Origin of the sequence: Dethiosulfovibrio salsuginis (assembly GCF_900177735.1) — a bacterium.
In the GTDB taxonomy this organism is placed as follows: Bacteria; Synergistota; Synergistia; order Synergistales; family Dethiosulfovibrionaceae; genus Dethiosulfovibrio; species Dethiosulfovibrio salsuginis.
The window spans coordinates 232,962-246,081 of sequence record NZ_FXBB01000001.1 but is presented as its reverse complement, the minus strand read 5'-3'; the positions used below and the strand labels follow the sequence as shown (position 1 = coordinate 246,081).

At 52.9% G+C, this 13,120-nt stretch carries 12 protein-coding genes and 1 tRNA gene; 9 read left to right on the top strand and 4 right to left on the bottom strand.

Features of this window, described 5'->3' with window-relative positions:
• Positions 1-5: 5 nt before the first annotated feature.
• The 3 genes from rsmA to nifJ all read right to left on the bottom strand — a co-directional run bounded on the left by rsmA (position 6) and on the right by nifJ (position 4,635).
• The gene (gene rsmA, locus B9Y55_RS01270) at positions 6-830 is read right to left on the bottom strand and encodes a 16S rRNA (adenine(1518)-N(6)/adenine(1519)-N(6))-dimethyltransferase RsmA (RefSeq protein ID WP_085543533.1); all 825 of its coding nucleotides are present in this window, start codon (positions 828-830) and stop codon (positions 6-8) included.
• Between the two features lie 77 nt (positions 831-907).
• Positions 908-984, bottom strand: a tRNA-Pro gene (locus B9Y55_RS01265).
• Positions 985-1,092: 108 nt separating this feature from the next.
• On the bottom strand, positions 1,093-4,635 hold the full coding sequence (gene nifJ / locus B9Y55_RS01260; protein ID WP_085543532.1) for a pyruvate:ferredoxin (flavodoxin) oxidoreductase: 3,543 nt from the start codon (positions 4,633-4,635) through the stop codon (positions 1,093-1,095).
• 320 nt (positions 4,636-4,955) lie between these two features.
• Here nifJ and trmB point away from each other — a divergent pair, with 320 nt between their 5' ends.
• The 3 genes from trmB to coaD are packed head-to-tail and all read left to right on the top strand — an operon-like array spanning position 4,956 to position 6,891.
• A complete protein-coding gene (trmB, locus tag B9Y55_RS01255) occupies positions 4,956-5,882 on the top strand; it encodes a tRNA (guanosine(46)-N7)-methyltransferase TrmB (RefSeq protein ID WP_085543531.1) in 927 nt (308 codons plus the stop codon).
• Positions 5,879-6,388 (top strand): RsmD family RNA methyltransferase, encoded by a 510-nt coding sequence (locus B9Y55_RS01250; RefSeq protein WP_085543530.1) that lies wholly within the window; start codon positions 5,879-5,881, stop codon positions 6,386-6,388. The genes trmB and B9Y55_RS01250 overlap by 4 nt, the downstream gene beginning before the upstream one ends.
• Complete coding sequence (coaD, locus tag B9Y55_RS01245) at positions 6,385-6,891, top strand: pantetheine-phosphate adenylyltransferase (protein ID WP_085543529.1); 507 nt, start codon at positions 6,385-6,387, stop codon at positions 6,889-6,891. Before B9Y55_RS01250 ends, coaD begins: the two co-directional genes overlap by 4 nt.
• Before the next feature lie 218 nt (positions 6,892-7,109).
• On the opposite strand, the gene B9Y55_RS01240 is transcribed toward coaD, so the two are convergent.
• Complete coding sequence (locus tag B9Y55_RS01240; protein ID WP_159448182.1) at positions 7,110-8,312, bottom strand: tRNA(Met) cytidine acetate ligase; 1,203 nt, start codon at positions 8,310-8,312, stop codon at positions 7,110-7,112.
• A gap of 80 nt (positions 8,313-8,392) precedes the next feature.
• On the opposite strand from B9Y55_RS01240, the gene B9Y55_RS01235 reads away from it, so the two are divergent.
• The 6 genes from B9Y55_RS01235 to B9Y55_RS01210 all read left to right on the top strand — a co-directional run bounded on the left by B9Y55_RS01235 (position 8,393) and on the right by B9Y55_RS01210 (position 13,109).
• The gene (locus tag B9Y55_RS01235) at positions 8,393-9,586 is read left to right on the top strand and encodes an acetate/propionate family kinase (RefSeq protein WP_085543527.1); all 1,194 of its coding nucleotides are present in this window, start codon (positions 8,393-8,395) and stop codon (positions 9,584-9,586) included.
• 30 nt (positions 9,587-9,616) lie between these two features.
• A complete protein-coding gene (locus B9Y55_RS01230; RefSeq protein ID WP_085543526.1) occupies positions 9,617-10,150 on the top strand; it encodes a YceD family protein in 534 nt (177 codons plus the stop codon).
• Positions 10,151-10,164: 14 nt separating this feature from the next.
• Entirely contained in the window at positions 10,165-10,362 is a 198-nt protein-coding gene (rpmF, locus tag B9Y55_RS01225) for a 50S ribosomal protein L32 (protein ID WP_085543525.1), read from the top strand.
• A gap of 137 nt (positions 10,363-10,499) precedes the next feature.
• A complete protein-coding gene (fapR, locus tag B9Y55_RS01220; protein ID WP_085543624.1) occupies positions 10,500-11,105 on the top strand; it encodes a transcription factor FapR in 606 nt (201 codons plus the stop codon).
• On the top strand, positions 11,089-12,111 hold the full coding sequence (plsX, locus tag B9Y55_RS01215) for a phosphate acyltransferase PlsX (RefSeq protein WP_085543524.1): 1,023 nt from the start codon (positions 11,089-11,091) through the stop codon (positions 12,109-12,111). Before fapR ends, plsX begins: the two co-directional genes overlap by 17 nt.
• A complete protein-coding gene (locus tag B9Y55_RS01210; protein WP_085543523.1) occupies positions 12,111-13,109 on the top strand; it encodes a beta-ketoacyl-ACP synthase III in 999 nt (332 codons plus the stop codon). Before plsX ends, B9Y55_RS01210 begins: the two co-directional genes overlap by 1 nt.
• Positions 13,110-13,120 lie beyond the last annotated feature (11 nt).

The following is a 13,120-nucleotide window of genomic DNA, read 5'->3' as shown; positions in this document are numbered from 1 at the left end:
CGACCTTAAAGGTCAGCTGGGCTTTCTGTATTTCTCTCGATTATGTCCAAAAGGGATAGCCACTGGTCACAGGATAGATCCTCCGCCCTGGAGGCCGTCGGGATATCCGATTTCTCGAGCCAGGATTCTAGAAGGTCCTTTTTCCATCCTAAGGCGGTAAGGTTATTGACGAGCTTTTTTCTCCTCTGAGCGAAGGAGGCTTTCATGAGCTTTCGCCAGAGATGGTTTTGCGGCAATTCCGTCCTCCGGTGTATCTCTATCTCCACCAAAGCCGAGGATACCCTCGGTATCGGTCTAAAAGACCCTGGCGATACTTTCATGAAGGTTTTGGCCTTTCCCATGGTCTCTATGGTTATCCCTAGAGGATACCTCTCTTTGGTGTTTTTAGAGGCCACCAGACGGTCCGCCGCCTCCTTTTGTACCATTAGAATCATGTAGCTTAATCCCTTTGTCGCCAGGGATTCCATTATGGACCATATAAGAGGGGTGGTCACGTGGTAGGGGATGTTAGCTACTACCTTGTTGGGAATAGGGTATAGCTCTTCGTAAGGAAAGGTAACCCCGTCTCCCCAGTGGAGCGAAAATCTTCGTTCATCGGTCAGGTCGCTGAGGTAAGGCTCCAGCCTTCTGTCTATCTCTATTGAGTGGAGGTGGCGACAGGGGGAGCCAAGAATCGCCCTCGTAAGGACTCCCTGTCCTGGGCCTATCTCCAGGATTACGTCTTGATCGGAGATATCCGCCCTTTCGACGGTCTTTCTCACTATATCCAGGTTTACAAGGAAGTTCTGACCTAGGCTGGTTCTAGGGGCGAAATCGTTTTTTGAAATCAATGGGATCCCATCTTTCTATAGGAAAAGAGTCGGTACAACAAAAAGCGGGAAGCTCAAGAGCTTCCCGCTGATAAATCTGGTCGGGACGAGAGGATTCGAACCTCCGACCACCTGAACCCCATTCAGGTACGCTACCAGGCTGCGCTACGTCCCGCATCAACGAGGAACATTATACACCGACTGTAAAATCTGGTCAACCGCTAAAAAGACAAAAAGCCGGGATTTCCCGGCTTTTTGTCTAGATAGATTGTTCTGGTTTTTTTTAAGCCTGACAACCCTGAGCAAGGGCCTTGTAGATGTTGTAACGTCTCTTTGCGTCCTTCTCCGCCACCTCGAAGAGGTTCTCTGCGACCTCCGGGAAGGTCTTCACCAGTGAGGAGTAACGGACCTCGCTCATGATGAAGTCTCTGAAGGATTCCTTAGGCTCTTTAGAGTCCAAGGTGAAGGGGTTTTTGCCCTCTTCCTCCGCCATTGGGTTGTAGCGATAGAGGTGCCAGTATCCTGCGTCTACAGCTTTTTTGCTCTGATGCTGGGTCCTGCCCATGCCCTCTTTAAGGCCGTGGTTGATGCAGGGGGCGTAGGCTATGATCAGGGAAGGACCGTCGTAGGCCTCGGCCTCAACTAATGCCTTCATGAGCTGGTTTTTGTCAGCTCCCATGGCGACTTGAGCTACGTAGACGTAGCCGTAGGTCATAGCCATCCGGCCGAGGTCCTTCTTGGACACCCTTTTGCCCGATGCGGCGAACTTAGCTATAGCCGCGGTGGGGGTCGACTTGGAGGACTGACCGCCGGTGTTGGAGTATACCTCGGTGTCGAAGACTAGGACGTTGACGTTTTCGCCGGAGGCGAGGACGTGGTCCAGTCCGCCGTAACCGATATCGTAGGCCCAGCCGTCTCCGCCGAATATCCATATGGACTTTTTGACCAGGTAGTCCTCAAGCTCGGCTATTTCGTAGAGGAGGCAGTTTGCCTCGTCACATCCGAGGTCGAGATCCAGTATGCCTCTGACCCTATCGGCGGCCACCTTCGAGCCGTTGCTGTCGTCTTTGGCGTCGAGCCAGGCCTGAAGGGCGCCTTTGACCTCGTCGTCTATATCCATGGAGATAAGGGCCTCTACCTTGCTGGCCAGTTCGTCTCTGGTATCTTTGACCGAAAGGGCCATGCCGTAGCCGTACTCAGCGTTGTCCTCGAAGAGGGAGTTAGCCCACGCCGGTCCCTGGCCCTTGGCGTTGGTGCAGTAGGGCATGCTCGGCGCAGAGCCTCCCCAGATGGAGGAACAGCCGGTGGCGTTGGCTATCATCATCCTGTCGCCGAAGAGCTGGGTGACAAGCTTGGCGTAAGGGGTCTCTCCGCATCCAGCGCAGGCACCGGAGAACTCCAGGTAGGGCTGTGCGAACTGGCTGCCTTTTACGGTGTTGACGTTTACCTTGTCCGACTTGTCGCTGACGGAGACCGCAAAGTCCCAGTTCTCCGTCTGAGGATTGGTCTGGGTAGCGATGGGCTTCATCTCCAGGGCCTTTACAGGGCAGATATCGGCGCAGTTGCCGCATCCCATACAGTCAAGTGGGCTGACCTGCATGCGGAACTTAAGTCCCTCAAGCTCCTTACCCTTGGCGTCCATAACCTCGAAACCCTCCGGTGCGTCGGCCATCTCGTCGCCGTCGAGGAGTATAGGACGTATGGAGGCGTGAGGGCAGACCATAGCGCACTGGTTGCACTGGATGCATTTATCCATGATCCACTCAGGGACGTCTATGGCGACCCCTCTCTTTTCGTATGCCGAGGTTCCGTTGGGGAAGCTTCCGTCCTCCCTGCCCATGAAGGCGCTTACCGTAAGGGTGTCGCCTTTCTGAGCGTTCATAGGACGGCAGACGTCCTGGATGAAGTCGGGAGCGGTGTCGTCGCCACAGCAACCGGCGCAGCAGCAATCCTCCGCGTCCTTCCAGCTGGCGGGGATCTCTATCTTGATAAGCCCATCGGCTCCTTTGTCCACCGCCATGTCGTTCATGGCCACGATCTTCTCGCCTTTTCTGCCGTAGGTCTTTTCGTTGGCGTCCTTCATGTACTTGATAGCGTCCTCGTAGGGAATGACCTTGGCTAGCTTGAAGAAAGCGGACATCATGATCATGTTGATCCTGTTGCCCAGGCCTATCTCCGTCCCTAGGTCAGTTCCGTTGATGACGTAGAAGTCGATCTCTTTCTCCGCCAGGGCCCTCTTTACGTTGCCCGGAAGGTGCTCCTCCAGGGTCGCTATGTCGGTCCACTGGGTGTTTAGGAGAAAAGTGCCGTTATTTTTAAGTCCGTCCAGGACGTCGTACTGGTGTACGTACTCCTGCTTGTGGCAGGCGACGAAGTCCGAGTCCTTGATGAGATAGGTCGATTTAATGGGCTTTTTGCCGAACCTGAGGTGAGATACGGTTATACCGCCGGACTTTTTGGAGTCGTAGGAGAAGTAGCCCTGGGCGTACATCTCGGTGTTATCTCCGATGATCTTTATGGCGTTTTTGTTGGCGCCGACGGTTCCATCGGAGCCAAGTCCCCAGAATTTGCATCTGATGGTACCTTCAGGAGCGGCGTTGATCTCCTCTTTAAGCTCAAGGGAAAGCCTGGTGACGTCGTCCACTATGCCGATGGTGAAGTGGTTTTTAGGTTCGTAGAGCTTAAGGTTATCGAATACCGTCTTCAGCCAGCTCGGAGTTGTGTCGTTTGAGCCAAGGCCGTAACGTCCTCCGACGATAAGAGGTCTCTGGTCCTTCTCGTTGAACAGGGCACAGACATCCTCGTAAAGGGGCTCGCCTAATGCACCCGCTTCTTTGGTGCGGTCGAGAACGGCGATTCTCTTCACCGATGCTGGGAGTACCTCGAAGAAGTGTCTGGCGGAGAAGGGCCTGTAGAGGTGGACTTTAAGGACACCGACCTTCTCGCCTCTGGCCATAAGGTAATCCACCGTCTCCTCGGCGGCCTCGGTGGCGGAGCCCATAACTATCATGACCCTCTCGGCTTCAGGATCGCCGTAGTAGTTGAAGGGGGCGTAATGTCTGCCGGTAAGTTTGCTGATCTGCTTCATGTAGTCCTCCACGATTTCCGGCAGATCATCGTAGAATCGGTTTGCGGCCTCTTTGGCCTGGAAGAATATATCCGGGTTTTGGGCGGTTCCCTTTTGGTAGGGATGCTCGGGGTTGAGGCCCCTTTCCTTGAAGTCCCTTATGGCGTCCCAGTCAACTAGCTCAGCTAGGTCGTCGTAGTCCAGTACCTCTATCTTTTGAATCTCGTGGGAGGTCCTGAAGCCGTCGAAGAAGTTCAGGAAAGGTATGCTGGAACGAATTGACGCGAGGTGAGCCACGGCGGTAAGGTCCATGGTCTCCTGGACGCTTCCCGATGCCAGCATGGCGAAGCCCGTTCCCCTACAGGCGGTTACGTCGCTGTGATCTCCGAAAATAGAGAGGGCGTGGCCTGCGACGGCTCTGGCACTGACGTTGAACACTCCAGGAAGAAGCTCTCCTGCGATTTTGTACATGTTGGGGATCATGAGAAGAAGCCCCTGAGACGCGGTAAAGGTGCTGGTGAGAGATCCAGCGGAAAGAGATCCGTGGACGGCACCGGCTGCCCCCGCCTCAGACTGCATTTCAGCTAGCCTTACTGTTTTTCCAAAGATGTTCTTTCTGCCGTGGGATGCCCACTCGTCGACGTACTCTGCCATGTTGGACGACGGGGTTATCGGATATATTGCCGCAACCTCTGTGAACGCGTAGGAGACATGGGCCGCTGCCATGTTCCCGTCCATGGTTTTCCACTGTTTCGCCATAAAAATTACCCCCTCTTAATGTGTGCATGATCGAGCCTAGCTTGTATACCCCATACAAGAACATCATAACACTATCGATCCTGCGTTGCAAAGCGAACTTTACAGGAGATATTTTCTTTTTTCTCTTAAACAGAAGCAGAGTACTACGGTGAAAATATACTCCATACAAGCCCACCCTGTAGATTATACCAAGAGGATTTCAATAGTCAAAGCAAATCACCCGTATTTCGTCGATGAGGTATAATGATCGTCGATTCTCGTTTATAGGGCAGTGTGAATATGTTTAATATTAATAATAGATGCTTGGAGAGTGTTTTTTTATGAAGAGAACGGATGTGCTGCTGGAGCCTGCCTCCTCCGGGTTACCGGTTCTTAGCTCTCAGAACTCCAGGGCCATAGCGGAGATAGGGTTCGGTAACGGAGAGTTCCTTATCCACCTGGCGAAGGAAGAGAGGGACTGTCTGGTCTTTGGAATGGAGATATCCATGACCTGTGCGGAAAAAGCTATCAAGAGGGCACTGAGGGAGGGCGTTCCTAACGTCAGGATAATCAGAGGAGACGCTCGTTTTCTTCTTCGAGAGTGTTTTGAGGATCAGTCTTTGGATAAAATATACATGAGTTTCCCCTGTCCCTGGCCTAAAGAGAGGCATTCGAGGCGGAGGGTTACCCATAAAGGTTTTTCCGATACCGTGGCCTCAGTCCTCAAGGTGGGAGGTGAGTTTGAACTGGCTACCGACGAGGAATGGTACGCTCAGGAGGTGGGGAAAGTCCTAGGTGAGCACCCAGCTCTGGAGCTGGTTTCTTTCGACGTGAACAAGCGGAGAAAGATAACCACAAAGTACGAGAGAAAATGGTTGGATCAGGGGAAAGATACTTTTATCCTTGTTTTTGAAAAAAAAGGTAAATGCACCGTCTCCAGAACGGTGGAAGGGGGATTGAAGGATATGCACGTAGCTATAGACGGAGAGAGGGCTTCTTTTACCCCTTTAGAGGGTGGTTTCCTGAACGTCTCCGATGGAGTTGGGGAGGCTCACTGGAATTTAGGCAAGGTCTACTATAACGGCGAAGACGCCTGGTTGGTTCAGGCTATCACCTCCGATGACGGTTATGAGCAGAAGTTTTATCTTAAAGTGGTGAGACGGGGCGAGGGTGCTCTAGTAAGGATAGACGAGGCTTCATCCCCCTATCTAACCCCTGCGGTGAGAGGGGCTGTGGATGCAGCGGCGGCCTGTCTCTCGAGGTCATGAAGGAGGTCCGTCCCACTACAGGAATGGTCCTTCAGGCTCTCTTCAACATACTTGGGGACCTGAGGAGAAAATCCTTTTTAGATCTGTTTTCCGGTACCGGTAAGGTAGCCTTTGAGGCCTGTCGTAGAGGGGCATCTCCTGTGGTGTCGGTGGAGTTGATCAGAAGCCGGTCTCAGGATATATGGAAAAAAAACCGCTATGACTGTCATACCCATCTTTCCATGGACGTGAGAAAAGGGCTTTCCTGGGTCGCCAGGAGGGATATGGTATTCGACGTCGTCTTTGCCGATCCCCCTTACGGTGAAAAATGGGGCCGCTCCCTGCCGGAGCTGCTCGCTAGTCGCAGTTCTATCGTAGCCAGAGATGGAGTCATAGTCATAGAGCGATCGGTAGACGACAAATTAGCGGTGCCCGATCCATGGATACTTCGAGACGAGAGGAAGTACGGCCGGTCGGTGCTCTCTTTTCTCTCTTGGTCCGTCAACGAAGAGGAGGTACCTAGTTGAAGAAGGTTATCGGTGCCGTTTATCCTGGGTCCTTCGACCCTATAACAAACGGCCATATCTACATAGCGGAACGAGCTGCTGGTCTGTTTGACGAGCTCACCGTCTCTATCTTGACAAATCCCCAAAAACAGTCCACCTTCAGCGTCGAGGAGAGAAAGACCATGGCCCGAGAGGCCCTGTGTCATCTGCCTAACGTGAAGGTAGACTCTTTTGCCGGTCTCTTAGTTGACTTTCTTCGCAGACAGAAAAGCCGAATAATAGTGAGAGGCCTGAGGGCCCTTTCGGATTTTGAGTACGAGTTTCAGCTTGCCCAGATGAACCGACAGCTGGCACCGGAGATAGAGACCCTCTTCATCGTTACCGATGCTCGATACTCCTATCTCTCCAGCCATGCGGTAAAGGATATTTTTAACTTCGGGGGCCCGGTGCAGGATATGGTGCCTCCTGGGGTGTTCCGAAGGCTCAGAGAGAGGTTCCCTCGGTTCGACGGGGAGAAGGTCTAGAGGGAATCTCTAAAAACTCACCTTTGAGTCCCCTCGGAAAGACCGTTCCGTCTGCGCCCTGGCCCAATCGTATACTCGACCTGCCTGTTTCGTACGAACCGCCTCGGAGGGCACGTCCTGTCGCCCCATTCGTTCTACACGACGGCAGGTCGAGTATACGGGCTCAAATGGTCTACGTCGGAACGATCTCTCCGAGGATTAGAGTTTTTAGAGGTGCTCTAGATCAGAACAGGGCTTCTCTTGAGCTCTCTTCCAGGGTTGCCCTGAGGAATTAAAAGTTCCCATAGGTCGCATGCCCTTCTCTCTACGTCCATCATGGACGATCCATATTCGTCGCCTTTTAGGTGGGAGAGTCTGGCCACCAGCGGGAGCCTGGACCTTTCTTTCATGGCTTTAAGCAGCTCTCTGCCTTTAGCGTTAGCCCCTAAGGTCCTTATGTAGGCCGGTCCTTTTTTTTGGAAATCCCTGTTCTGGCGGTGCTTCAGGTTTATAAGGAAGTGGATCATGTTTCTCTGAAGCCTCCCTCGGGGGTACCTTTTCGTTACGCAGAGGGAGATGAACTCCTCCCAGGATGACGATCGGTGGAGATAGGATAGAAACCTGTTTTCTATGCCCTCTCCAAATTCGGCGTGCTTCCCTAGATCTTCCGGAGTGGTCCTCATGAGCGAAAACCTAATATATTCCCACAGTTTGCCAAGATCCATACAGCATCTTCCGAGGGATATCTGTTCCTGTAGGATCTCGGCACAACAGGAGGACATTCCATCGGTCGAGTTGGGATTTCCGTTCCTCACGGCGTATCTCACCGATGTGGCGCTAGGGTAGGTTGGGTGAAGCTCCTTTTGATGGTAGCCTCCTCCGATCCTGCTTACAGGCATGGGCCTTATGTGGTAGTTCTTTTGTGCTATTCTCGTCATGTATGACAGGGCAAGGCTGTTGTTAGGCAGGGAGAGGAATTCCCTCGCCCCTGGACACAGTTTTTCCGCCGCTTCCGCTCTGGCCTGTACGTAGGAAAAACCGGAATCCAGAAAATATCTTAAGTTGGCCTTGAAAGGATGGGGTTCGTCCACTAGAATGGCAAGGATCCTGTCCAAGGTCGGAGGGATGTTTTCCATCCCGAAGGATATTCGGTCCACGACCCCTGTGGCCTCCAGTATATCGACCGCCCCTTTTGCGAATACACCGGCGTTATGGCAGGAGAATACCACCGGCAGCTCCAGCACCAGGTCGGCACCTGCCTTCAACGCCATACGGGCCCGGCTCTCTTTATCGATGAAAGCTGGCTCTCCTCGTTGTAAAAAATTTGAGGATAGAACGACAATCAAAGGAGCCCCTGATTCGGAGGCGACTCCCATCTGGTAACGGTGTCCGTTATGTAACGGGTTGTACTCGGCGATTATCCCTATCGCTTTTTGACACATCAGAAAGCCCCCTCGTAGAATTGAATTTGTGGGGAAAACATACGCCATAAAAGGCGAATAGGTCAAGGAGGCATAAATACATGAAAGTTCTCGTTCTCAACTGCGGAAGTTCCTCTCTCAAATATCAGCTTTTCGATATGGGAGACGAAAGGGTTTTAGCCAAAGGTCTCATCGAGCGTATCGGTATAGAGGGATCAAGGCTCAAGCACACCAAGGTAGGTTCCGATGCCGTTTCCATCGAGACCTCTATACCCGATCATAAGGTGGCCGTTAAGCTGGTTCTCGACGCCCTTCTGGACAAGGGCCACGGAGTTCTCTCTAGCTTGGACGAGCTCAGTGCGGTAGGACACAGGGTCGTCCACGCTGGCGAGAAGTTCGCCTGTTCCGTTCGCCTGGACGGTGCGGTTATGGACGCTCTCAAAGAGTGTGTTCCTCTGGCCCCCCTCCACAATCCCGCTAACATCACCGGCATAGAGGCCATCACCGCGGTCCTCCCTGAGGTTCCTCAGGTCGGGGTTTTCGATACCGCTTTTCATCAGACCATGCCTAAAGAGGCCTATATGTACGGTATTCCCTACCGTTACTACGAGGACTATAAAGTCCGTCGTTACGGCTTCCACGGCACCAGTCATTTCTTTGTTGCCAACCGCTGTGCGGAGATCCTCGGTAAGCCCATCGAGGATCTTAAGATAATCACCTGCCATCTGGGCAACGGTAGCTCTATCACCGCCGTTAAGAACGGCAAGTGTGTGGACACCACGATGGGCTTTACCCCTCTTGCGGGAGTCCTTATGGGAACCCGCTGTGGCGATATAGACCCCTCTATCGTCAAGTTTATCGCTGAGAAAGAGGGCTCTGTGGATAAAGCCGATTCCCTTCTGAACAAAGAGAGCGGTGTCCATGGTGTATCTGGCATAAGCAGCGACCTCAGGGATATCGAGGACGGCATGGCCAAAGGGGACGAGAGGGCGACATTGGCTTTCAATATGCTTTCTTACGGTATCACCAAGTATATCGGAGCCTACGCCGCCGCTATGGGCGGAGTTGACGCAATAGTTTTCACCGCCGGTATAGGTGAAAACTGCTCCCTTATCAGAGAGAGCGCTACCGCTAGCTTGGGCTTCCTCGGGGTTTCCGTCGACTCGAAGAAAAACGATTTCAGAGGCGAGGAGAGAGTCATCAGCTCCGACGACTCTAAGGTCAAGGTAGTTGTGGTCCCCACAAACGAGGAACTCGTTATCGCCAGAGATACCAAAAAACTCGTATCCCTTTAGTCTACTTCCGTTATCGATGATGGAGTTCCTATGACCATAAGGGAAATGCCCGAGTCCTGGCGTTTTGTCGTGGAGGTCCCGGAGGAGGGGTCTGAAGGGACCCACCGTCAGTGGGATGTCACTTTACCTGACGATATATCCCTTGGAGGGATTCCCTATCGACTGAAGTCTCCTCTGGTCGTCTCCGTCGATCTGTCCAGGTCGGGGGAGGGTGTCCGGGCGGATATTAGGTTGGTCGGATCGATCAAAACGGAATGTTCAAGATGTCTTTCAACCTTAGAGGTTGCGCTAGACGAGAATTTCGGGTATTGTTATGTGCCGCAGCCCGACGACGAAGAGTCGGACGATGCCGACCTTTCCGAGGACGTTATGGTGGTGACCAGGATAGGCAAGACCATCGACATATCCCAGGTTTTATGGGAATGTTTCGTCGTCTCCATGCCGCCCTTCCCTCAGTGTCCCGAAGGGTGTGATTCGATCGGGCCGTTTACGACCAGGGAAGAAGGGGAAGCGGCAGATCCTCGATTCCAGATTTTGGCCGACAAATTCGGTAGCTTCACGTAAAGGAGGGAATTCCAGTGGCAACTCCAAAAAGTAGGGTATCCCATCGCAGGACCCATCACAGAAAAGCTCAGTGGCTTGGCCGTCTTACCGGTCCCGCTCTGACCGCCTGCCCACACTGCGGCGAGACGATTCTGAACTATCATGCCTGTTCTGAGTGTGGTTATTACAGAGGTCGCAAAGCCGTAGCTGTAAGCGCCGATCAGCAGGATTAAGGGCATATAAGAAAAAGGAGAGGGGATCCCCTCTCCTTTTTTCTTATATGCCCTCTTGACCTTGGGCCGGAAAGTTCATATACTTATCGTATCTTCAAATCTGCTATTAGTATCAGGTGATAACGGAGGGGCTTATGGTGGCACGATCGGTCAACCGAAAGATTCGGCACGAAAAACTGACGAAGCTCATAAGACAGAATCCTCTCCTGACCGACGAAGAGTTGGCTGAGGTTCTATCGGTGAGCGTGAGCACCGTCCGTCTGGATAGGGCTTTGCTTGGTGTGCCGGAGCTTCGAGAGAGAACCAGACGTATGGCGGAACAGGCTACCAGAAAGCTTCGGTCGCTGAAACAGGAGGAGTTCATAGGCGAGTTACTCGACCTTGAGCCCAATCGATGGGCCCTGTCGGTCCTTAAGACCAGACAGGAGATGGCCTTCAGGCATACCGATTACGTGTGGGATCACTATATATATGCTCAGGCTTCCTCTTTGGCCATAGCGGTGGTCGAGGCCGATATGGTTATAGTTGGCTCCGTTAGAGGCAGGTTTAAGTCTCCCGCTAAGATAGGCGATTCCCTTATGGCGAGAGCGAAAGTCGGGGTTCATAAAGGGAATAAATATATCGTCAGCGTCAGGACCAGGGTAGGAGACAAAGAGGTCTTCGTCGGTCGCTATATAGTTGTGGCGCTGGACTGTGAGGACGAGAGAAAGATCAGAGGTGAGAGGCTTGATTCTGGCGCTTGACGCAATGGGAGGAGACCACGGTCCCTCCGAGAACTGTCCTGGGGCTGTCGAAGCCTGTCGGACCTATTCGGATCTGGAGATCGCCCTTGTCGGCGATTCTAAAGCCATAGAGGAACAGATCTCCTCGGTAGATAAGGGGATAAGGAGCAGGCTTCACGTGGTTCACTCCGATGAGGTTATATCCATGGACGACCTGCCCGCCAAGGCTATTCGGTCTATGAGACGATCAAGCCTGAGATTAGCCATGGAGATGGTTCGGTCGAAGGAGGCCGCTGGCTGTGTCTCCGCCGGTAATACGGGAGCCATAGTCGCAGGAGGTGTCCTTGTGGTCGGGAGGATCTCCGGCATAGATCGACCAGGTCTTGGGGTAGTCCTTCCTACCCTCAATAGACCTACCTTCGTCATAGATGTAGGGGCGACCATAAGGTGTAAGCCTCTTAACCTCTCCCAGTTTGCCGTAATGGGTTCCCTCTACATGAAGCACATGGTTGAGGTAGACGAGCCCGACGTTAGGTTGCTTTCCAACGGGTCGGAGGAGATAAAAGGGGACGAGGTTATCTCCGCCGCCAGGGAACAGCTCCAGAAGGCCCCTCATATCAATTTCGGTGGATATGTCGAAGGAAACGGAGTTCCCTTTGGAGTCGCTGACGTGGTGGTCTCCGACGGATTTTCCGGAAACGTGATGCTCAAGTCCTTCGAGGGAATCGGAGAACTGGCCCTTAAGATATTCAAAGACGAGGTCGACCATAGCCTTCTGGCTAAAGCTGGTTTGTTGTTCATGCTACCTATGCTCAAGAGGTTGCAAAATCGTTTTGATTATCAAAGGTATGGCGGAACCCCTCTGCTCGGTGTAAACGGGGCGGTCATAAAGGCTCACGGCAGGTCGAAAGCCCCTGCCATAGCTAGCGCCCTTTCTGTAGCTAGAGATTTTGCCATTAAAGACGGAGTTGAGAAGATCAAGAGGGGGATCGGAGAGCTCCTTCTTGAGAAGAAGGAGGCGCTTTAATGTCGTTGATAGCAGGTCGCCCGGTCCAGGTGGTCTCCACCGGTATGGCGGTGCCGTCTAAAACCCTGGATAACCACCAGCTTTCCAAGGTAGTGGATACAACCGACCAGTGGATAGTGGAGAGGACCGGCATAAAGATAAGGCACATCGCCTCTGAGGGAGAGAACGCCAGCGATCTCGCCTCCTGTGCGTGCCGTCGTGCCCTTGAAAAAGCCGGTGTCTCCGCTGATACCGTCGACATGATCGTAGTGGCAACCAATTCCCCTGATACCCTTTTCCCCGCGGTCTCCTGTAGGGTCCAGGGTATTATAGGGGCGGTCAACTCTGGGGCTATGGATGTCCAGTCCGGCTGTAACGGGTCCATTTCCGCTATGTCCGTAGGGGCGTCTGGAATAGCATCGGGCCTATGGAACAGGGTTTTAGTGGTAGGGGTCGAGGTCCTTTCCAGACTCATCGATTGGAGCGATCGGTCTACCTGTATCCTTTTCGGCGATGGGGCAGGTGCTGTGTTGCTCGAGGCGGGCTCTAAAAAAGGCATGTTGAGCTGTGATCTTCGGGCGGACGGTACTTTGTGTGACTACATAACCCTTCCTGCCGGTCTTTCCGCCCTTCCTGCGTCCGATGAGACAGTAAGGGGAAAAAAGCATTTTGTTTCGATGAAGGGAAACGAGGTCTTTAAGTTTACCCAGAGGGTTCTCCCTGGATATCTCTCGGAGGTCTGTGCTAAGGCTGGTCTGGCTCCTGAGGATATAGATTGGTGGGTCTTCCATCAAGCGAACATGAGGATAGTCGAAGGGGTTCTCAGGAGACTTAAGGTGGACAGGCGTAAATCCATAGATAACCTGGATAGATACGGCAACACTTCCGCTGCGTCGGTTTTTATAGCCCTCGACGAGGGATATAAAGACGGTCGGATCGTCTCTGGAAAGGGGCAGAAGGTTCTGGTCACCAGTTTCGGTGCTGGCATGACCTACGGAGCTTTTGTATTTGAATCGTGAGGTGAAGAGCC